Annotated in this window: 14 protein-coding genes; all 14 read right to left on the reverse strand. The window is 55.6% G+C overall.

Annotated elements, in window-relative coordinates:
• Positions 1-53: 53 nt before the first annotated feature.
• Positions 54-2,210 (reverse strand): L-lactate dehydrogenase (quinone) large subunit LdhH, encoded by a 2,157-nt coding sequence (gene ldhH, locus ACTVJH_RS06665; RefSeq protein ID WP_455988731.1) that lies wholly within the window; start codon positions 2,208-2,210, stop codon positions 54-56.
• On the reverse strand, positions 2,210-2,833 hold the full coding sequence (locus ACTVJH_RS06670) for a lactate utilization protein (RefSeq protein ID WP_455988733.1): 624 nt from the start codon (positions 2,831-2,833) through the stop codon (positions 2,210-2,212). The genes ldhH and ACTVJH_RS06670 overlap by 1 nt, the downstream gene beginning before the upstream one ends.
• A 424-nt stretch (positions 2,834-3,257) precedes the next feature.
• Positions 3,258-5,975, reverse strand: coding sequence for a DEAD/DEAH box helicase (locus ACTVJH_RS06675; protein ID WP_455988735.1), 2,718 nt, complete (start codon positions 5,973-5,975; stop codon positions 3,258-3,260).
• Positions 5,972-7,066, reverse strand: coding sequence for an SWIM zinc finger family protein (locus tag ACTVJH_RS06680; protein ID WP_455988737.1), 1,095 nt, complete (start codon positions 7,064-7,066; stop codon positions 5,972-5,974). Before ACTVJH_RS06680 ends, ACTVJH_RS06675 begins: the two co-directional genes overlap by 4 nt.
• 267 nt (positions 7,067-7,333) lie before the next feature.
• Complete coding sequence (locus ACTVJH_RS06685) at positions 7,334-7,573, reverse strand: type II toxin-antitoxin system Phd/YefM family antitoxin (RefSeq protein WP_455988739.1); 240 nt, start codon at positions 7,571-7,573, stop codon at positions 7,334-7,336.
• The gene (locus ACTVJH_RS06690) at positions 7,573-7,968 is read right to left on the reverse strand and encodes a type II toxin-antitoxin system VapC family toxin (RefSeq protein WP_455988741.1); all 396 of its coding nucleotides are present in this window, start codon (positions 7,966-7,968) and stop codon (positions 7,573-7,575) included. Before ACTVJH_RS06690 ends, ACTVJH_RS06685 begins: the two co-directional genes overlap by 1 nt.
• Before the next feature lie 357 nt (positions 7,969-8,325).
• Positions 8,326-9,210: a CoB--CoM heterodisulfide reductase iron-sulfur subunit B family protein gene (locus ACTVJH_RS06695; RefSeq protein ID WP_455988743.1), complete on the reverse strand. Its 885-nt coding sequence runs from the start codon at positions 9,208-9,210 to the stop codon at positions 8,326-8,328.
• Between the two features lie 2 nt (positions 9,211-9,212).
• Complete coding sequence (locus tag ACTVJH_RS06700) at positions 9,213-9,716, reverse strand: 4Fe-4S dicluster domain-containing protein (protein WP_455988745.1); 504 nt, start codon at positions 9,714-9,716, stop codon at positions 9,213-9,215.
• A gap of 27 nt (positions 9,717-9,743) precedes the next feature.
• Complete coding sequence (locus tag ACTVJH_RS06705) at positions 9,744-12,812, reverse strand: FAD-dependent oxidoreductase (RefSeq protein WP_455988747.1); 3,069 nt, start codon at positions 12,810-12,812, stop codon at positions 9,744-9,746.
• 10 nt (positions 12,813-12,822) lie between these two features.
• Positions 12,823-13,992: a 4Fe-4S dicluster domain-containing protein gene (locus tag ACTVJH_RS06710; protein ID WP_455988749.1), complete on the reverse strand. Its 1,170-nt coding sequence runs from the start codon at positions 13,990-13,992 to the stop codon at positions 12,823-12,825.
• Complete coding sequence (locus tag ACTVJH_RS06715) at positions 13,970-14,395, reverse strand: hydrogenase iron-sulfur subunit (RefSeq protein ID WP_455988751.1); 426 nt, start codon at positions 14,393-14,395, stop codon at positions 13,970-13,972. Before ACTVJH_RS06715 ends, ACTVJH_RS06710 begins: the two co-directional genes overlap by 23 nt.
• 127 nt (positions 14,396-14,522) lie before the next feature.
• Positions 14,523-16,739: a 4Fe-4S binding protein gene (locus tag ACTVJH_RS06720; protein WP_455988753.1), complete on the reverse strand. Its 2,217-nt coding sequence runs from the start codon at positions 16,737-16,739 to the stop codon at positions 14,523-14,525.
• 176 nt (positions 16,740-16,915) lie between these two features.
• Positions 16,916-19,195, reverse strand: a complete 2,280-nt coding sequence (locus tag ACTVJH_RS06725; RefSeq protein ID WP_455988755.1) for a heterodisulfide reductase-related iron-sulfur binding cluster — start codon at positions 19,193-19,195, stop codon at positions 16,916-16,918.
• A 567-nt stretch (positions 19,196-19,762) separates the two neighbouring features.
• Positions 19,763-21,184, reverse strand: coding sequence for a sigma-54-dependent transcriptional regulator (locus ACTVJH_RS06730; RefSeq protein ID WP_455988757.1), 1,422 nt, complete (start codon positions 21,182-21,184; stop codon positions 19,763-19,765).
• Positions 21,185-21,212: the final 28 nt, after the last annotated feature.

Below are 21,212 nucleotides of genomic sequence, written 5' to 3' on the forward strand. Positions count from 1 at the left end.
GGTCTGCGACGCATACACGTCGCAGGCCGTTTGATGGTTCTGGAGGTTTCTCGTTATTTCTTGTTTCTGGCCATCGCCTCGGCGATGTGCAGGACCTCGACCTTGCTGCCTCGTGTTTCCATGCCCCCGCGGAGCTGGAGCACGCAGCCCGGGCATTCGGTCACAAGGAGCTCGGCCCCGGTCTTTTCCACGTCATCAAGTTTGCTTTTCAGGATCTGTTCCGAGACCTTGGCGAATTTGGAGGTATAGGTTCCCCCGAACCCGCAGCAGACCTGTTCCTCGTCCGCAAGGGCGAAATCGTAGCCGGATTTTTCAATCAGCTCGTGGGGGGCGTCGATCACGCCCATGCCCCGGCAGAGATGGCAGGGAGAATGAAAGGTCGTCTTGATGCCGGACGGATTGAATTCCTCGCTGCTCACCTTGAGGACGTCGTTCACAAAACTGGAGAAGCTGATCACCTTGTCCGAAAATTGCTGCACCTTGACGCCCACAATGGGCTCATCGCCGATCAGAAAGGGATAGTTGTTCTTCAGATGGGAGGCACAGGAGGCGCACAGGGTCAGGATGTAATCGTAATCGGACGGATCGATGGCCGCGACGTTCTGGGCGGCCACATCCTTTGCCGCCTGTTTTTCACCCATCATCTGAACCGGCAGTCCGCAGCAGGACTGGTTCATGGGGAAGTCGAGTTCCACCCCGTGATCCGCAAGCACCTTGATCCCGGCCACGAGCTGTTCGGGATAGACGAAGTCCTGCACACATCCGGAAAACAGGGCCACCTTGTATTTGGGGTTGGCCGGTTTTCGGGGGGCTATGTCCTTCCACATATCTCTAAACGGTTTCTTGGCGATGGCCGGCAGGGCCCTGAAGTCCTGATCCTTGGCAAATATCTGGGGCAGATGGCGCAGATATTTGGTCCCGCCGGTGACCGGCCGCTGGGCCGCTTTGGCCGTTCTGAGCAGGGTGTGAAAGAGTTTGCGGTTTCTGAGCACCTTGCCCAGAAGAACCGAACTCAGGGGATGGCCCTCCTCGTCCTGGATACGGGAATGGATCTCCTTGATCAGCCGGGGAAGATCGATTCCTGCGGCGCAGACATATTTGCAGGCCTCGCAGTTGATGCAGTTCTGGACCAGATTCTTGGCCTTGTCCCGTCCATGGAAGAAATAGGTCAGGATGAGCCCGATGGCCCCGATGTATACGTGGCCCATCTGGTGACCGCCGACCATCCGGTAGACCGGACAGACATTGGCGCAGGCCCCGCAACGTACGCACCGAAGGACCTGCTTGAAAAGCGGATCCTTGGCCAACTGCCGACGGCCATTGTCCAGAAAGACGATATGCATCTCTTTTTTGCCGTCTTTGGATCGAGATGCCAGACACTCGTTGGCCCCGGTGATCCAGGTGACGTAGGAGGTGATGGCCTGGCCTGTGGCGTTTCTGGGGAGGACGCGCAGGATGGTCAGGGCGTCTTTTAGAGAGGCGCACAATTTGTCCAGTCCGAGCAGGGCGACGTGGACCCGGGGAAGGGTGGTCACCAGCCTGGCGTTGCCTTCGTTGGTCACGATGCCCAGGGTACCTGTTTTGGCAATGGCAAAATTGGCTCCGGAAATGCCCATGTCCGCTTCTATGTATTTGGCACGCAATTCCCGCCGGGCCACCTTGACCAGCCGCTGGATGTCCGGATCCTGTTTGTGGGTAGTGACATCCGTGAACAGGTCGGCCACCTGATACCGTGAAAGATGGATGGCGGGCATGACCATGTGGGTAGGGCCTTCGTGCCGGAGCTGGATAATCCATTCGCCCAGATCGGTTTCCGTGACCTCGAATTCCGGCTCCAGATGGTGGTTGAGCAGGGTTTCCTCTGCGGTCATGGATTTGGATTTGATGATCTTTTTGCAATTGTTGCTGCGGGCGATGTCCGCAATAATCTCATTGGCCTCATGGGCGGTCCTGGCCAGATGGACATGGACCCCTGCGGCTTCGGCCCGGGTCTTGAACTCCTCATACAGGGCCTCCATGTTCTCGATACCCGCGTCCTTGACCCGGACCACTTCGTCGATGAGTCCCTCGACCTCGTATTCCTTGAAGGCGTTTATCCGACCGGAACGGTAGGCGACCGCGAATTTGTCCATGGCCTTGCGCAGAAAGTCATTGTCCAGGGCCTGGCTCAATTCCTGGTTGTATTCTTTCAGATTCTTGGCGTTTTGCATTACTTGTCCTCCCAGATGAGAATATGCAGATCAAGTGGGCCGTGTACGCCCAGTGCCAGGACCCGTTCGATGTCCGCAGTCCGGCTGGCTCCGGTGATGAAGGCCAGGTATTCGGGATTTTTCCCCATCATGGCCTCCAGGGTATCGACGATATCATTGGACGAGGCCACGATTTTCGATGCCGGAACGACAGCCACATGGATCTCGCTGATCATGGTCGCCAGTCGCAGCTCCTCGCTGGAGGAGTCGAGAACCAGGGTTCCGGTCTCGGCGATCCCGTAGTCGCACAGGGTCAGGCCGATATCGATGCCCCCGAGCTGGCTGCGCATGCCGTCCTTGATCACGGAGATTCCCTGTTCTTTGGCCATGGGGACGAGCTGGTCGAGCTCGCTTTGATTCCAGCCCGGGGCGGCGATGATCTTTCCCCACTCCTTGAGGCTGCAGAGATCCTCGGCGTTGGCTGAGAGATCTTCTTCGCACCCCGATGCAAGGATCTGACAGGCTTCCTTGTTGAGGCACAGGTCCACGGTGTAGGCAAAGGCCTGTTCGATGGAGGGGACAGAAGAAACAATGGCGGAGACCGCTTCCGCCTTGGATTGGAATTGCTGGATCACTTCACTCATAGGGTGCTCCTTGGAAACGAATGCGTTTGTTGGGAGTGCATATGCTAGCAGGTGGTTGCGCTAGTCCCCCCAGTGGTTCGACAGGCAAAAGGGCATGGGTTTTTCCGAATGCCGAGAAGTGGTTCTGTCCCTTCAGGAGGGCCGAGAACGGACACGTCAAATACTACCCTACAGGAATTCGGGGTGAAGTTGTAGAAAAATTTTGGGTCACACGAAATGATGCAGGAAACATGAATGGTTGTATAAAGCAAGAAATGTGCAACAATTCTTTTTGAACGATTGTTCTTTTATCGCAGGATGTTAAGAATGTAGGCTGAAAAACAGGACAGAAAGACGTGGTTCGTCGTCCGGGATTCCGGACAACCAAGGGGTGGGGAATCAGAACCTGTCAACAGATACCAAAAGAAAATGTGGCGCGAGAAGTTCAGAAAGAGGCTCGGTCGATATCCAGGTTGACCAAATTGATAAGCTCTTCATCCCCCAGTTCTGTCAGGCGGAGTTCTCCACTGTCCGAAAGCAGATCGGCAGCGAGTTGCTGTTTGCTGGTAATGAGTTCGTCGATTTTTTCCTCGATGGTTCCGGAGGTCACGAATTTGTGGACCAGGACATTTCTGGTCTGGCCGATACGAAAACTGCGGTCCGTGGCCTGATTTTCCACGGCTGGATTCCACCAGCGATCAAAGTGAACCACATGACAGGCCGCGGTCAGATTGAGTCCCGTGCCCCCGGCCTTGATGGACAGAATGAAAAAAGGCGGGCCGTCTTCTCGTTGGAATTGTTCAACCAGGTTTTTTCGTTTTTTGACCGCGGTTCCTCCGTGCAGAATCAGTCCGCTGCGGCCGAATATCTCTTCCAGATGATCATGCAGGGCAGGAATGATCTCCTTGAACTGGGTGAAGACAAGCATTTTTTCCTGCCGCTCGCAGAGCTCCGTTCCAATTTCCTTGAGACGGACAAATTTTCCGCTTTGTCTGGGGTCGTAATCCCCGTCTCCCACGAACTGGGCCGGGTGATTGCAGATCTGCTTGAGACGCATCATGCTTTGCAGGACCAGCCCCCGGCGATTCATGGCCTCGGCCTCCATTTCCTCGTTCAGACCCTTTTTCATACCCTCGACTACCTGCTGATACAGCTTGATCTGCTTCTTGCTCAGGGCGCAAAAGCGGATGGTTTCTGTTTTTTCCGGGAGATCGGCGATAATGGATTTGTCTGTTTTCAGGCGTCGCAGGATATACGGGCTGATCAGTTTGCGCAGGGGCGCGTAGGTCCCGGCCCTTTCCTGCATGGTTTTGACAAAGGATTTGAATTTTGGAGCCGTCCCCAGCAGACCGGGGTTTAAAAAATCAAACAGGGACCAGAGATCGCTCAAGTGGTTTTCCACCGGGGTGCCGGTCAGGGCAATGCGGGCATGGGCTGGAATTCCCCGCACGGTCTTACTCTGTTTGGTGGCATGGTTTTTGATGGCCTGGGATTCATCCAGGATCACCAGGTGCCAGCGTTGTTCCCTGAGCCAGTCCATGCGGCTGACCAGGGCGTAGGTGGTGACGATCAGGTCATACCCCTGCATGACTTCCCGGGGATGTGTGCCCGCACGCTGGAGATCCTTTTTCAATGTTTGGGAGGGATGGGCAAAAAACAGCTTGAGTCCCGGGGTGAATTTTTCCGCCTCGGCCCGCCAGTTGCCCAGCAGAGAGGCCGGAACAATGAGCAGGGAAGGCTGGTTGCCCCTGTCGGCCAGATGATTGAGCAGGGTCAGGACCTGCAGGGTTTTGCCCAACCCCATGTCGTCAGCCAGGCAGGCTCCCAGTCCCAGGCTGGTTACAAAGTGCAGCCAGTTCACCCCCTGGTGCTGGTAGGGTCGCAAGGTTGCGTGCACGCCCTTTGTCAGTTCCGGGTCGCCCGGACCGGCCGGTTGTCTGAGGGCACGTAAAATGTGTTTCAGTCCTTTGCCCGCCAGTACCTGGACCCAATCTGCCGTTTCCTCGTCCTGGCTTTGTACGGCCGAGAGATCCGTTTCGGTTCCAGCCAGAAGGCGCATACCCTCGATAAAGGATATGCCGCCATCCTGGGCCGTTTGTTCCAGTTTTTTCCAGTGCTCCAGGGCCTGGGTGAGTTTTTCCCGATCGACTTCCACCCATTTGCCCTTGAAGAGCACCAGGTGGTCGTCCTGGGCCAGGAGCTCGCGCAGCTCTTCCCGGGTCAGGGATTCTCCATCCAGGGTGAGGGTGACCTTGAAGTCCAGCAGGGTCTCCATGCCCAGGATGGATTTTTGTTTTTCCCCGATGGTGGCTCTGACTCTGGGCCGGGGGCGTTTCTGCCACCAGTCCGGGACACGGACCATGAGCCCGCTGTCCTCGAGGCGTGGAATGGCGCGGAGTAATGTATAGGCCCTTTCCGGCGTCCAGGCCATGGGGCGGTAGATATCGCCGGTTTCAACCATGGTCTGAACCCAGTCACAGCAGGATGCGGCCGTGTAGATGGGGCCAAGGAGGTTGACCAGTGCCTGTTTGTTTCCGGCTCCGGCATACATTTCCAGGGCCTTGCGCAACGGGAGATGCCGGGCCTGACCATCAGCTCCCAAAGAGGTACTGAAGCTTGCCATGAACGCAAAAGGACGCTGCTCATCGTTTTTGTTCTCGGCCAGGTGAAAGGTGACCCGTCCGACCAGGTTCCAGTCGGGAGCATATTTCTGCAGGAAAGGTCGGATGCCTCCATGGGAGGCAATGCGATCCTCCACCCATCCCTCCAGGGCATGCCAGATGGCAAGGAGCAGGTCCGCATTGAGATACTCACCGCCGCGCATGGGAGGAGCTGTCTCGAGCATGGATTGCAACTCGGTTTCCAATGGGGGTTCGATGGCCGGGTTGTCGAGCTCCGGGGGGGTATGGCAGAGTCTGCCTAGGTAGGTGACAGGCAGATTGGACCAGAATTTCAGCTCAGGGTACGCAGGCCAGGAGTTCCGCCTGGCGGCCAGGCAGAACAGACCCTCGCACCAGTTTCGGCTGAAGGCTGCGGCCAGGGCGTCAAGTTCCTGGTCTTCGGTCGGGTTCAGGCTGAGGCGACCGGATGGGGAGAGTGTTATGATCGACATGACGGGGGCATAACGACAGATGGATAGATCCAGGTCATGAATCCAGGTCATGAGAGTTCGTCAAACATATTCTGGAGGGCCTGGAAGAATTCAGGACGCATTTTGGTTTTCCCGCGTTTTGATTCCCAGCGGCGAATGGTGTTTTCGCATGCGCCTACCCTGTCGGCGAATTCCTGGAAAGAAAGGCCCTGGGCCTGACGCAGCTTTCTGATTTTCGGGCCTGTGGGGCTGAATCGTTTGGGTTTGGCCGCTGTTTGGGTCGCGCCTGCTGGTTTTGTCCTGGTTGTTTTGGGTGTCCGTTTGGTCGGCCCTGCGTGAGAAGATGATTTGGAATTTGTTGGGGCGGCTGTTTTGGTTTGTGGATGTTTGGACGTTTTGCGCGGCTGTTTTTTGGAGGGTTGTTGCTTTTTGGTTGTTCCAGGTTCCTGAAGGGCTGCAGTATCCATCTCGATGCCGAAGAGCCCTCCCAGGTCCTGGTCGGCCAAGGTGTCGGCCTGACCTGACTGGTGCGAGGCAAACAGATTCATGTCCTCGGCGATCAGTTCCTGGGCATCAAGCCCTCTGAGTTCGAACAGCAGCCCCGGATCGCAGTCCAGACGATTGCCCACGCCGTACAAAACAGCGGCCACATGTTTGCACATGACGGCATCGTCCGGGCAGGAACATGTGAAATCGATCTCTCCGGGCAATGGGAACAACCCGTTGGTTCTGTTGGCCACCACCTCCATAACCTGTTTGGAAATCCTGCCCTGTAACAGCTCCAGCATGGACCCTATCTGTCCGGCGCACAGTTTCTTGATGGAGGACCACTTGGTGGCAGGCAGGCTCCTGATGGTGATTGTGACGTTGTACAATTCAGAACCACTGACAATGGCGGCGATGTGCCCCTTGTTGATCTCCACATGGCAGACCGAGCCGTTGCGGGCATAGGTCCTCCCTCTGGGCAGACGGTTCTCATAATCGGAAAACGATTCCAGATGGGTGCACCAGCCTTTCCCCCAAAAGGTGCGGGCAATGGTCCGTCCTTCGATTTCCACCGGGCAGATGGTTTTCCCTTTTTTTCGCAGTTTGGCCATTTCCCGCAGGGCCATTTGTCTTCTTTCAGCCACAGGTACGTAGCGTTGCCATCCCCAGGCACTCATGATGTTTCCTCAGGTTACGTTCAGATACGCAGGATGCTTGCAGCAGGGACCACGAATTCCAGGGAGCTCTCTTCGCTGTTAGCGAATTGTTTGTCAAATTCGTTTGTGGTTTTAAGAGCAAAAACAGCCCTTTTTGGATTGTTATCAATAACTATTTCAGAACATTATCTTGGTCCGACCCCGGTAGCAGGCCCGCTGCATGATTTTTTGCTTACCCACACGAAACAGCGAGGAGCCTGGCATTGTGCTCCCTCTGTTTTTAGGGGGTCAGTCTTGATTTGAGTGTTCGGCATTCCTTGAACGGGATTCTTCTATTGCATCAAGGATATCCTTTGTTGTTGCTTTTGTTTGTATGCCTGGAACGTCAAATGGTGATTGAGGTGATTTTGTAAATACAATTTTAAATGTCTCGCCGCTTCTACGTTTAATTATGACATCCTCTGTTTTTGCAAAATCGAGAACCGCTGAAAATTTTTGACGCGCCTCTGAATATGTATAGACTTTCATCAGACCACCTCCATAACTTGAATACCCAAATCATGAGCGACTTCAATCATACGTCGATCAAGAGTTAGCAATGGACAATGTAAAGAAAGAGCACATGCTAAAAAATATGCGTCATATGCGTAAATATTACATTGAGATGCTATTTTAAGTGCATCACGAATATTAATGCTACGTAAATCGACCGGTATTTGTTGTGTAGCATCCCAGACAGACAATAAATCATCCGGTTCAAGCCTACGTCGTTTCAGCATTGCTGATAATGCATTTCCAATCTCAAAAGGCAAGATATCCGGGGCAATTAAATCGTGGCCTAAGGTACGTTTGATGATCGTATTTCTTTCCGGTTCATTGAGAGTAACTGCCAAAAACGTATTTGTATCTGCTATTATTTTCATATGTACAATTGTGCTTGTGGGTATGATTTCTGTCAAGATAATTTTTTGATCCCGTGCGTAGCCATCAGCGCAGGAAAACGTGCTCGTAGGAATCCCCGAAGTGGTTTTCAGGGATCTCGTCTTGCCTCATAGTACCTTACTCAAAAGTTTCTGTAATAAAAAACAAGAAAATTTTATAACTGCTTGAACTTAAAGCTTAAAACCTAAAACCTAAAACTGCGGCTTGGCCGCATTGGGATTATGTTGCGTGGAGTTCGTAGTGCAGATCGCCCGTAGGGAGGAGAATCCCTACGGGCGATCTGCGTTAGGCGGAGCACGATTCGCCGTGCTCCTCGAGGCGGGGAGATGGCAAAAAAATCAGAACCGCTCGAGGATCGCATCCCTCGGCATGGTGGAGATACAGGCGACCTGTTTGGGGTCCTTGCCCATGCACAGGGCCAAAAGCTGGCTGTAGTCGAAGACCGGGATGGTGTAGCGTTCTTCGCCGACCTGCTGGTTCAGGGTTTTCTGGACGTTGTCCAGGTGCATGAGGCAGGTGATGCAGGAGGTGACGATGAAGTCGGCCCTGGTTTCCTCGATGATGGTGTCCAGGGTCTCCTGGATGAAGGCGTTGGCCTCGGCCGGGGAATTGTTGGTGAATCCGCCTGCCCCGCCGCAGCAGGTGTGTTCTCTGGAAAAATGGTCCACCTCCGCTCCCAGGGCCTGGGTCAGGTTTTCCAGGGCCACGGGTTTGCGGGCTTCTTTTTCAAAACCCACGATCTCGCTGGGGTAGAGGGTATGGCAGGGGTATTGGATCACGGCGTGGAATCCTTCCAGGGTGTGTTTCAGGGACCGGGTGATGGTTTCCGTGCCCACATTGTTGTACAGGACATCGCTTATGTGGCGGACCTTGGATTTGCCGCTCACGGATCTGCCCGTGGGTTCGAGCAGCTTGTTTACCCGGCAGAGCTTTTTCTCGTCATGTATGAGGTGGTGGCGGCCCATACTCAGGGAGCTGTAGCAGGATCCGCATTCCACCAGGATGTCGACATTTTTTTCTTCGGCAATGGACAGGTTCCAGCCGCTGGCCGCAAGATGGGACTCGTCGTCCGTGGACGGAAAGGAGCCAAAGGCGGGGCAGCAAACGTATCCTTCCATGTCAACGAGATCCACGCCCAGTTCCGGCATGGTTGCCCGGATGGCCTTTTCCAGATCCGGTCGGATGGCCGGCATGTTACATCCCAAAAAAAATCCCATTTCCATGGCTATTCCTCGCTGAACATATAGGCGTTTTCACTGATGAGTTCGGTTTTCATGAGCATTTCCTGGAATTGTTTGCGCTTCTCGGGAAGTTTGGTCAGGGTGGGCAACTCGGGCAGACCGAGTTGCTCCCGAAGTTCGGTGTTCATCCCGACCGCCTGGGTATAGCCTCTGCGGAAGATATCCACGATGGAGGGGGGGATGCGGGTTTCGTCGTTTCTGCTCTGCCATTTGCGTACGGCCAGGCAGAGCTCGAAGGGCTTGACGTCCATGGGGCACATCTCCTCGCACAACGAGCAGGAAACGCAGGTCCATGGGGTGTCGTCGTCAAAGAGTTCGTCTTCCAGACCCAAGATGACCTTGCGGGCCAGGTTGCGGATGAGCAGGGGCGGATCGGCCTGGGAGGCCGGGCATCCTGAAATGCAGGTGCTGCAATTGTAGCAGTGCAGCAGGTCGTCGTTGTTGTATATTTCCTTCCACAGATTAGGATTTGTCTGGTTCATATCCATAACGTGGATCTCCTTTTTTGGTTCATGCTATGACATGAGCATGGAATCGAGCACTGCCAGCATCTGTTTGTCCTGCCAGCCAAGGACTTCAGCTGCATTGTTCGGGCAGGTGGCCGCGCAGACGCCGCAGGCCTGACAGACAGCGGGGTCGACAATGATGCGATTGTAGACAGCATCGTACCGTCTGGCCTCGTACGGACAGGCTGCTACACATCTCCGGCATCTGGCGCACAATGCGTCGTGGGTGATGGAAATCTCCCCGGCTGAATGTTCCACTCTCCCTGCCAGAAACGTGTACCCTTTCTGGGCCGCGGCCTGGGCCTGGACCACGCAGCCGGGAAGCGTCCTGGGCGAATGGGCCGTGCCCACCACATAGACCCCGGGTTTGGTACATTCCACGGGTCGCCATTTGGAATCGGCCTCGACAAAGAAGCCGTCCTGATTGAGCGGCAGTCCACCAAAGGCCTGGGCCAGTTCCACATTGGTCGGTGAGGGGGCAAGTCCTGTGGACAGGACGAGCAGATCGGCACGAATTTGTGCCGGAACATCAAGGACCGTTTCCCGGTATGTGATCAGCGGCTTGTCGTCTTCAAGCACGACCTCGGGTTTTTCCTCCGGGGAGTAGGTGACAAAGATGACTCCCTTTTTTCTGGCCAGGGTGTAGTATTTTTCATACTCCCCATAGGTCATCATATCCCTGTAGAGAATAACGATCCTGGCGTCCGGGTTTTTTCCCTTGACGGCCAAGGCATTGGCCACTGCACCCTGACAGCATACTCGGCTGCAATACTCTTTTTTGCCTTTTTCCCGGGAACCCACGCACTGGATCATGACGATGGTTCTGGCCTGATTCGTGTCCGGATCGTCTGCAGCGAGTTTGTCTCTGAACTCGCCCTGGGTGAGTATTCTCTTGGATGAACCGAATGCATATTCGTCGGTGGGGGCTTCGATGCATCCCGTTGCCAGGATGGATACCCCGTGATTGACGATGGTTTCTTCTCCGGATTCGTTGTCCACAATGGTTGTCTCAAAGGCCCCCAGACTTCCCTGGGATGTTTTGACCCGGCTGTTCAGGTGGACAGTGACATGCGTGTTTTTCTCGATCCGTTCCTTGAGCAACGTGGCCATGGACTTGGGATCAAGGCCGGTGAGTGTGCGAGAAACCCGGTTGCCGGAATATCCTCCAAGTTCTGACGCTGCTTCGACAAGGGCTACATCTATGCCGCGTCGGGCAAGGGAGAGAGCAGCGGTCATCCCGGATATGCCGCCTCCGACAACAAGCCCTTTCTGGTCGACAGAGAGTTTTTTCCCATGCAGGGGCATGCGGTATCTGAGACTTTCCATGTCCGGGCGAATACCTTGTATCACCTTGTGGACTGTTTCTTCATTCACAATGAGATCATGATGATCCATGAGCCCCAGGAAATCGAATATCTTGACCAGAGACGGGTTGATTCCTGCGCTGACGATTATTTTTCTGAGTCTGTTCGTGTAAAGATATTGGCTGCAGGCTCCGATGAGGATCCGATTGCCCCTGGTCGTTGCAAGCAGGGAGCGGAGTTTCTCGTGACCCTCTTCCGTGCATAGGGTGTCGATTACATGGATATCTTTTACACCGGGGAGTTGGTGCAATGTGTTGGCAAGCAGATCGATATCCTGAATGCGTGATCCCAGTTTTTTGGAACAGGCACATAGAACCAGGGTCAATGCGGGCAGTTCGTTTTCTTCGGGCGAGGGGGGTGGTCCGCTTTCCGCTTCCGCGAACTGGACATCCATGGAACTCAAAAGTTCCGAAACTTTTCCGGCAGCTGCCGTGCTGCTTGAAATGGCCTCGCTGATATCTGTAAGTCCCATGACCGATCCGCATACAAACAAGCCGGCTTTGGAAAGACAAACCTTTTCCAGGCCGTCACGGGCAAGAAGGCCGTCTTCGTTTAGCTCGGCTCCGGTAAGTTCAGCGATGCGTTTGTGTTCTTCAAAGGGATCCTGGCCTGTTGAGAGGATGACCACATCGAAGGATTGCGTGGAAAAAGCCTGGGTCGCTGGATCGAAGTAGCGGATGTGTAATTGTCCGTCCTTGCTCTTGCGAACCCCCTGGACCCGGCAACGGATCTTTTCTACTCCGTATTCCTGCTCCGCCCTTTCCTGATACCGGTAGAAGTCTTTCCCAAAGGTACGCATGTCCATGTAGAAGATGGTCGTTTCTACACCTTCCCCGCCTTTTTTGTGGGCCAGGACGGCCTCTTTAAGGGCGAACATGCAACAGATGGAAGAGCAAAACGGGGTTTTTTGATGGCGATTTCTCGAACCCACACATTGTATCCAGGCGAATTTTTTGGCCTCCTTTCCATCGGAGGGACGTCGGATACTCCCGTCGTAGGTGCCCGAACCGCTGAGCATCCGTTCGAACTGCAGACTGGTGACGACATCGGGGGATGCTGTATAGGTCTGACCTTCCCTGGACGTATGCGGATCGTGCAGCTTAACACCCGAGGCGAAGATGATCGCCTGAACGACAACGGTCTGCTCAGTGGTCTCTGCATCCAGGTTGATGGCTCCTGCCTTGCAGACCTCGACGCATTTGCCGCATCGGGTGCATATATCCGCATCCAGCACGTAATTGCCGGGTGTGGAATGAGGTATGGGCTGATAGATGGCCTTGCGAAGAGTCAACCCCTGGTTGAACTCGTCCTTGGTCTCAACCGGACACACCTCGATACACTTGTTGCATTCGCAGCAGATTTCCTGATTGATAAAGGTGGGCTTGGTGACCAGTTGAACCTTATATGCTCCGACATCCCCTTCAATGGCGACCACGTCGGTGGATGCCAGAATCTGGATATTGTCATGGTACATCCCTTTTCGGAGGCAGAACTGCGATCCCGCTTCGCGACCAACCATGGGCAAAAGTCTGCACATGCCGCAATGGTCGTTGGGAAACTGATAATCGAGCATGTCCAGGATGCCGCCCACCTGGGGGGAGATATCCGTGAGCACCACCTTGTATCCTGTTTCAGCCAGCTCCATGGCCGCCTTGATGCCGGAGATCCCGGCCCCCACGACCAGAACCGTGCCGATACGCTGTTCTTCTGCCATGAGAGCGCTCCTATTTGACCTGACCGGTGACGTCGGTGAATTCGTTATCGAAAAACACGGACAAGGGCAGAGGTTCGTCCAGGGAGCGACCGGCCTGATAGTCGAACCGCTTCTGGATTTTTTCGCCGGCTGATCTGAAAATGGGCATCAGGTCGATTCCGTTGGGACAGGCGCTGGTGCACTGCCCGCAGCCGATGCAGGATGTGCCGATATGGGAGATGCGGGTCATATGATAGAAGACCGTGTCCGCGGGCATGGGCAGATCGCCCAGGGCCTCGGAGCGGTCCATGAACTGGTCGCCCGTGTACCTGAAGGTGTCGGTGACGAACACGCATTCCTTGCAATAGCAGACCGGGCAGGCCACCCGGCAGTTGTAGCAGTTGACGCAGGAGGCAAGATAGTCGGTCAGGGCGGGGATGGAGGCTATGGTTTCCCGGTAGTTCCCCAAAACCTGGTTGCGCTTTTCCGTCCGTTCCCTGACCAGGGCTTCCAGGACGGAGGCACGCTTGGATGGAAGCTCCGATGTGGGTAGCCCCAGGGTTTCCAATGCCGTGGTCCCTTTGTCCGAGACCGCCTGGACGCATATTTCATTTGCTCCCGTGCCCATGAGGCAGAGGTTCAGGTCCACGTTGTCGGTGGCGGGAAATTCGCAGATGGCACAGGCCCCGGCTATGTCTGTGTCGCCCGTTGCGGTCGTTCCCTGACGGGCATGTTCCAGAAAGGACTCCGTGGTCATGCCTCCTGAACACAGTTTGGTGAAATCCTTGTTTTCGTACCGGCCGTAACAGTCCATGCCGACAAGCAGCACCTTGGACAGATCGGCCTGTTTGAGCTTGACCAGTTCCACCAGGGCCCGCATCTCGCAGGATCTGAGAACCACGCCCAGCTTGCGCTCGCTGGGGCGGGTGGTGATGGACGAGACCAGTTTGGCCGTGTTCACCGGTACCACCGGGGCAAAGGGGTCCACGTTTTCCAGCTTGGCGGGATCGTTCACCAGGGTCTGTCGGACCATGCCCGATCCGGTTGTAACCGGCACCAGCAGGGAGTGCACGATCTCCTTTTCCAGCAGTCCCTTGAAAAATCCGGCCAGTTCCTTGTTCATGGTGTCCTTGCCAAAGGACAATGTGCAGCATGTACTCATGATCGTCTCCCCGCCGTTACCCGGCCATTTGTGCGGCATGGACCGGACTCGGGCCGAGAACCCGCAGCTTTTCGGTCATATCTTTGGTGACTTCCTGGAGCATGTTTCCGTCGCTCGCCGCGATCCAGCGCAGCCAGAACCGCTGTTCGTCGATTCCGTAACTCTTGAGGACCTCGGTGAGCATGGCCACCCGTCGCCTGGCCTTGAGATTGCCGTTGATATAGTGGCAGTCGCCCGGCCAGCAGCCGCCGATGAGTACGCCGTCGGCACCGTTCAAAAAGGCCTTGATCACGTATTTGGGATCCACCATGCCGCTGCACATGACCCGGATGATCTTCAGGTTGGGCGGGTAGGAGAGGCGCGAGGTCCCTGCCAGATCCGCGGCCGTGAACGTGCACCAATTGCAGAAAAATGCCACGATGTTCGGTTCGAATGTATCCATTATCAACTCCTGATTCAGGGTAACTATTCTCTGATGATTGATTAGAGTATGTGAAGTGATGTCTGCTTCCGTCATCCCGGCTTTTTACGCACGGTTCGACAGCCATGCGCACAACCGGGGTGCCCGGTCAGTCGCAGTTGCAGAAAATGCCGTCGAGTTCGGCCAGGACCTGTTTGTCCGTGAAATGCTGCACCTTGGCCGCGCCGCTGGGGCAGTGGCCGGCGCAGCTGCCGCAGCCCTTGCACACGGCGCTGTTGACCTGGCTTATGCCCTTGAGACTGTTGAAGGTAATGGCCCCGTAGGGACACAGGCCGATGCATATCTGACACCCCACGCACACGTCCGGGTCGATGGTCGAGACCATGGGCGAGACCTCCACCGTGCCGCAGGAGCTCAGGGCCAGACATTGGGCCGCGGCCGCTTTTGCCTGGGCCACGGTGTCCGGGATATCCTTGGGACCCTGGCAGGCTCCGGCGATGAATACCCCGCTGGCCGAGGTGGAGACAGGCTCCAGCTTGGGATGTTCTTCCAGTAAAAATCCGTCGCCGCCGACGGTGACTCCAAAGGTTCGGGCCACATGGGGAAGGTCCTTGCGCGGTTCCATGGCCGTGCATAAAATGGCCATTTCCACGGGGATCTCGACCATGCGCGCCGACAGGGTGTCTTCGGCCCGGACAACGAGCCTGTCGCCCGACTGTCTGATCTCCGAAGCCTTGCCCCGGATCATGCGCACCCCTTCGCTCTGAACCCGCTTGTAGAACTCTTCATAGCCTTTGCCGAAACAGCGCATGTCGATGTAAAAATTGTACACCTCGGTGTCGTGCCCGCATTTGTCCTTGATCAGGTGGGCGAATTTGAGGGCGTACATGCAACAGGTCCGGGAACAATATTCGTGGTACCGGATGTCCCGGCTGCCGATGCAGTGGAGGATGGCCACGCTCTTGGGCGCTTCGGTGAATTTCTGGGGATTGTCCGGGTCCCTTTTGAGAATCTTGCCGCTGGTGGGGCCGGTGGCGTTGGAAAGACGTTCGAACTCGAGATTGGTGAGCACGTTGGGAGAGGTCCTGTACCCGAGCTCTTTCATGGGCGAGGGATCCAGTGCGTCGTAGCCCGTGGCCAGGATGCACGAGCCTACCTTGATCTCCACGATCTCCTCTTTTTGGGAGAAGTCGATGGCTCCGGCCTTGCAGGCGGCCACGCACTTCTTGCACTTGCCCGTGTTCAGGCCGATGCACGCCTCGGGATCGATGGTGGGCGCCTGGGGGATGGCCTGGGGGAATGCGATGTCGGCCGCGTGGCGGGTGATGAGCCCCTGGTCCCACTGGGAGAACAGGGTTTCCGGCGGGTTGCCGTCCGCGTCCACGATGCGGATGGCATCCTTCTTACACACTGTCTGACACAGGCCGCAGCGGATGCAGGTGTCATTGTCGATGACATGGGTTTGCTTCTTGTCGCCGGAGATGGCCTTTTCCGGACATTTGCGGGCGCACAGGGTGCAGCCGATGCATTTTTCCGGATCGATCTCATAGTGGAAGGGCGTGGGTACGCTCTGGTCGGGAAAGAGTTTGTAGCTCACCGGGCAGACCTTGGCACAGTCCCCGCAGCCCGTGCATTTGTTCATGTCGATATACCGGGGATGTTTTTTGATCCGCACGGTGAAGTTGCCGATATACCCGGAGATATCCAGGACCTCGCTGTAGGAGAGGAGTTCGATGTTTTTGCTCTGGCCCACTGAGACCATCTTGGGGGTGCCGATGCACGCGGCGCAGTCCAGGGTGGGGAAGGTCTTGTCGAATTGGAGCATGTGTCCGCCGATGGTCGGGGCCTTTTCCACCAGATAGGCCTTGTACCCGGCAGATGCGATGTCCAGGGCGGCCTGCATCCCGGCGATCCCGCCGCCCACGATCAGGGTGTTCGTGCACACATCAAAGGTGGAAGGGGTCAGATCGTTCTGGTGAACCACTCGGGCGATGCCCGCCCTGGCCAGAATTTTGGCTTTTTCCGTGGCCTCGTCCTCATCTTCGGTGACCCAGGAGACGTGTTCGCGCACGCAGACCATGTGGAAGGCCCGATAGGGATTGAGCCCTCCCCGTTTGCAGGCCCCCTGGAATGTCTTTTCGTGCATGCGCGGGGAGCACGAGGCCACGACCACGCGGGTCAACCCGTATTCCTTGATGTCCTTTTCAATGAGTTCCTGGCCGGGATCGGAACACATGAACAGATAGTCCCGGGAAACGACCACGTTCGGGAGCTTGGCCATCTCTTCGGCAACCTCCTTGACGCGGACGCGGTAGGCGATGTTCGCCCCGCAGTGGCATATGTAAAAACCGATTCGTTCAGTCATGATGTTTCTCCTCAACCAAAACTATTTGGAAAACATGAATGTCGAGATGGTCTGCTACGAAAATGCCTTCCCTGCCATCTCACATGATTTAGGAAATTGAAAAATTTCAGAAATTTAAGAAATTAAAGACCAGAACGGTAACAGCCTGCAATATCTTAAATTTCTTAAATCCAGAATTATATTTTTTTTATATCGATGTTCGTTGATTCCGTTCCTACGGATTGTGCGAGGAGTTCGGCCACGTCGCAGACCCGGATCTTTGCCTGTACACCCATGTCCCGGATGGCCGCATTCAGCATGCGGATGCAGTACGGGCATGCAGTGGCGATGATATCTGCCCGGGTGTCCAATGCCTCACGAACCCGCCTGTGAGAAAGACGATTTTCGGGCGGGCAATCCTCCTGCAGCCATGCGCCTCCGCCCCCGCCGCCGCAGCACAGGCTGTTTTCCCGGGCATGGGCCATTTCCACCCGTTCAATCCCGGGGATGCTGTCCAGGATGTCTCTTGGATGGTCATAGATGCCTGCATGACGTCCCAGGTAACAGGGATCGTGAAAGGTGACCCTGGCAGGAACGGACCGTTCGGGTACGAGACGTTTTCCCTGGATTAGACCGGCCAAGATTTCGGTATGGTGGTGGATGGATATTTTTTCGTTCAACCCCTCGTAGTGGCGGGTGAAGGTCTGCAGACAATGGGGGGAGTTGACCAAAAGCCGAGAGATTCCGGTATCGAGCAGGGTTGTTGTGTTCAGTTTTTTGAAGGCGTTAAAAAGTTCTTCAGAGCCCGAGGTTCGGGCCAGTTCGCCGCAACACCGTTCCTGGTCGCCCAGGGTCCCGAAGGTGACATGGGCCTTGTGGAGCAGCCCGAGCAGTGCCTGGCCCGCCCTGCGGCTGCCCTGAGCGGGATCAGTGTCATGGGCCGTGGTGCAGCAGGTGAACAGACAATATTCTTTGCCCGTTGAACAGGGATCCAGCTCGAAAGGGCGGGCCCATTGAGTGCGCTGATCCTGGCTGCTTCCCCAGGGATTGTTGTTCTGTCTCAGACTCTCGAGGGGATTTTCAAGAAGGGTCGGCAGGTTGTGAGCCAGAACGTCCTGGGCGCGCACAGCCGTGAGCAGACCGGCCATGTCGATACCCCGGGGACAATGTTCCATGCAGTTGTTGCACGTCAGACACTGCCAGGCCGCCGCGTCAACATCATCCCGGGTGGCTGTACCCAGACTGATAGCTCTGAGCGCGAGCCGGGGGCTGAGCCCTGGTTGGGGGCAGACGCTGGTGCAGGTACCGCATTGCATACAGGTCAGGAAGGTTTCCTGCGCCCGTTTTTTTGTTTCTTCGAAATCGGAGACCGACGGCCTAGTTGCCTTTTCCCGGACCTTGGAGAGAAAGATCGCCAAGGGTCGGTAGAACAGATGGGACCATTTGCCGAAGGGAACCTCGATCATGAGCATGGGAACGGCAATGGCCAGATGGATGACATAGGTCACGTAGGTGGCCACGGGCCATCCGGCCAAACGAAACAGGTGCATGACCAGGCCGGTGAAGGCCGTAGAGAACAACAGGATCAGAAAGAGCCAGTCCGAGAGTTCCGAGTACCGGTGCATGAGCTCTTTGCGTTTGTACCGGCTGTACATCATTTCCCCGGTGATGCCCATGATCGTCGCAGTGGCATAGTACCCGAACAGGGCGGAGAAATGCCAGGAACTGTCATCCACCTGGAACCAGCGGATGAATACGATGATCAGGGACATCATGGTCAGGTAGCCGGTGACCAGAAAAAGGTGCTTGAGCCATCGGGCTCGGTTCCCCCTGCATTCGCTCCACCGTTTCTGGGTGATGAAATGGAGAGCGAACGCCTTTAGTTCATGCAGATAAAGACTGAAAGGAATTTTGGTCCCGGCCATGATGAACCGGTGCATGCGCAAGGCGTTGGAGAGGAGAAAGGCAGAAAGGATAAGGGCCATGGTCAGATCGCCGATCTCGATCCACAGCACTGGAGCGAAGGTGTTCACGGAAACGTGGTCGGTGATCACTGGACCGTGAAAAAATGCGAACAGGAGGATAATGAATAGAGCCATCCCTCCAAGTGCCCCGAATTCCCATTTTTTCGAGGTGTAGAATCGTTTGGCCAGTCCGGTCCAATCGTATTGAGCGGTCAGCCAGCGACGTACTGCCATCATTGTTTCAGCCGGCTCGGCCCCTCGAGGACAGTTCTGGTTGCACTCGCCGCAATAGTAGCACAGCCAGGGTTCAACTGACGCGAGAAGTTTGTCTCTGAGTCCCAGCTGAAGGTAGCGGTAGATTTTTCTGGGAAAGGAGTCTGTTCCGCGTGACAGGGGGCAGGATGCGCTGCAGGTGCCGCATTGCATGCACAGGTCCATATCCTTGGCCCCATAGGCCTGGACCTCACGGGCTAGTTCAGGCTCGGTACAATAATCATTTGATGCTCCATCCATGGGGGTGCCTTGGGTGAATGTGAAAGAATGGGTATGCTGGAAGAGAAAACTTTTTTGAGGCCCCTAAAGCAAGAGATATACCTCTTTTGAATATTGTCTGTCGGTCTGGTCAAACTTTGAGAAATGAACATGGCTCATCCCGGGATAAAACCCGCTTCTCCTACGCCAAAAGAGTGTGGTTTGAAAGGGGATGGACCATTATTTTTTGCGGCATGAACTGACTGTTCAGATCCTGCCTGGCAGAGCAAAAGCGGATCTCGAAAGTTTTGGTCGGCACCAAAATGCGGGGAGCGTCCTGGATTCAGGACGATTGGGAAAGGGGGGAGATAACTCGACCCGTCATTATACGGCCCTCTCTCTTGAATGGGGACGGGGCTGAATAATCCGAGCGAGCATTATCTGATAGTTACTGTGATCGGTGGGCTGGATGATTTTTGGGTGACGGATTTTTTTACATCCTGTAAACAGGATAGAATGCCCTAGTAGCTCGATATAAAAGGAAGTATCAGGGGGTCCTGTTTTTCGGACAAGTTTGGGAGGGAACGAGTGTGCGGATTGTGGTTTGGCCTAGAATTCTATCCCGTATTTCTTGACCATGGCGTAGAAGTGAGAGCGGGACAGGCCGGATAATTCGAGGATCTTTTTCAGATTGCCTCCGGTTTGTTCGACCAGTTCCTCAAGGTAGCGTTTTTCCAGGTCCGAGCGGAATTCCCGGATGTTGGGGAGTTGTTCGGGGTGATCCGTCAGGGGCGGGGAGGGGACGACAGAAGGCTGTGCGGCCGGTTTTTCTCCGATCGGCTTGCCATTGGAAAGAAGGTGGGTCCTGGCCACCTTGATGCGGATATCCGAGGGGAGGTGGACCGCATAGATGGTCTCCTCCTCACCTGCAATCACAAAGGCCCTTTCCAGGGTATTGAAGAGCTCGCGGACATTGCCGCGCCAGTCATAGTCCTCGAGGGTGGCAAAGAACTCGGCGTCGATGCCCTTGTTGGGTTTATCGTATTTTTCGCAGAGCTGGTTGATGAAATAGAGTGTCAGCGGCTTGATGTCTTCCCTGCGTTCTTTCAGGGGAGGGAGCTTGAGCTGGATGGTTTTCAGCCGGAAAAAGAGATCTTCCCGAAAGGTCCCCTTGCCGACCATGATCTCGAGATCCCTGTTGGTGGCGGCGATGAGACGGAAATCGCTCTGTATTTCCCGTTGTCCGCCCACGGGCCGGAAGGTTCGTTCCTGAAGGAAGCGCAAAAAAGCCTTCTGGGTGGTCAGGGGGAGTTCCCCGATTTCGTCCAGAAACAAAGTCCCTTTGTCGGCCAGTTTGACGAGCCCGGTTCTGTCCCGGTCGGCCCCGGTGAAGGCCCCTTTGACGTGGCCGAAGAGAATGCTTTCAAGGAGATTTTCCGTGAGCGCGGCGCAGTCGACCGGCACAAAGGGGCCTTCGGACCGGTAGCTGTTGGCATGGATGGTTGTGGCGAAAAGCTCCTTGCCCGTGCCGGTCTCTCCGGTGATCAGAACATTGGAATCGCATTGGGCAGCCTGGGCGACCAGATCGAAGCAGGCCCGCATGGCAGGACTTTTGCCGATCACGTTTTCCAGGTTCAGGGCCATGGGGGCTTTTTGTTTGGCCTTTTCCTTGCGATAGGCCAGCACCCTGTTCAGGGTGAGCATGGTGTCCTTGATCGGGGAGGGTTTGACCAGATAGTCCCAGACTCCGCCTCGGATGGCCAGTTCAGCGCCGTCCGGGTCGCCCCTGCCCGTGAGGATGATCACCTCGGGTTCCGAGGGCGCGCCCTTGATCTCGGGCAGGACGTCCAGGCCGTTGCCGTCAGGAAGCTGTACGTCCAGAAAGACCACATCAACGGGTTCTTCTGCCAGGCATTTCAGCCCTTCGGCAATGGTGTGTACGCATCGGCAGGAGAAACGCATGCGGGAGATCAGGCTCTGCATGGTTTCGCAAACCTGAATGTCGTCATCGATGATCAGAATGGTGTTCATAATATGGTCTGAGGTGGTTCGCTTATGG

It is taken from the genome of Desulfoplanes sp. PS50, from assembly GCF_053851535.1.

Bases quoted from the DNA above. Each gene is read 5' to 3' on its own strand.
- ACTVJH_RS06720 (WP_455988753.1), bottom strand. From the start codon at position 16,739: ATGACTGAACGAATCGGTTTTTACATATGCCACTGCGGGGCGAACATC.
- ldhH (WP_455988731.1), bottom strand. From the start codon at position 2,210: ATGCAAAACGCCAAGAATCTGAAAGAATACAACCAGGAATTGAGCCAG.
- ACTVJH_RS06690 (WP_455988741.1), bottom strand. From the start codon at position 7,968: ATGAAAATAATAGCAGATACAAATACGTTTTTGGCAGTTACTCTCAAT.
- ACTVJH_RS06700 (WP_455988745.1), bottom strand. From the start codon at position 9,716: ATGGATATGAACCAGACAAATCCTAATCTGTGGAAGGAAATATACAAC.
- ACTVJH_RS06710 (WP_455988749.1), bottom strand. From the start codon at position 13,992: ATGCCGCACAAATGGCCGGGTAACGGCGGGGAGACGATCATGAGTACA.
- ACTVJH_RS06680 (WP_455988737.1), bottom strand. From the start codon at position 7,066: ATGAGTGCCTGGGGATGGCAACGCTACGTACCTGTGGCTGAAAGAAGA.
- ACTVJH_RS06730 (WP_455988757.1), bottom strand. From the start codon at position 21,184: ATGAACACCATTCTGATCATCGATGACGACATTCAGGTTTGCGAAACC.
- ACTVJH_RS06715 (WP_455988751.1), bottom strand. From the start codon at position 14,395: ATGGATACATTCGAACCGAACATCGTGGCATTTTTCTGCAATTGGTGC.
- ACTVJH_RS06670 (WP_455988733.1), bottom strand. From the start codon at position 2,833: ATGAGTGAAGTGATCCAGCAATTCCAATCCAAGGCGGAAGCGGTCTCC.
- ACTVJH_RS06675 (WP_455988735.1), bottom strand. From the start codon at position 5,975: ATGACCTGGATTCATGACCTGGATCTATCCATCTGTCGTTATGCCCCC.
- ACTVJH_RS06705 (WP_455988747.1), bottom strand. From the start codon at position 12,812: ATGGCAGAAGAACAGCGTATCGGCACGGTTCTGGTCGTGGGGGCCGGG.
- ACTVJH_RS06725 (WP_455988755.1), bottom strand. From the start codon at position 19,195: ATGGATGGAGCATCAAATGATTATTGTACCGAGCCTGAACTAGCCCGT.
- ACTVJH_RS06685 (WP_455988739.1), bottom strand. From the start codon at position 7,573: ATGAAAGTCTATACATATTCAGAGGCGCGTCAAAAATTTTCAGCGGTT.
- ACTVJH_RS06695 (WP_455988743.1), bottom strand. From the start codon at position 9,210: ATGGAAATGGGATTTTTTTTGGGATGTAACATGCCGGCCATCCGACCG.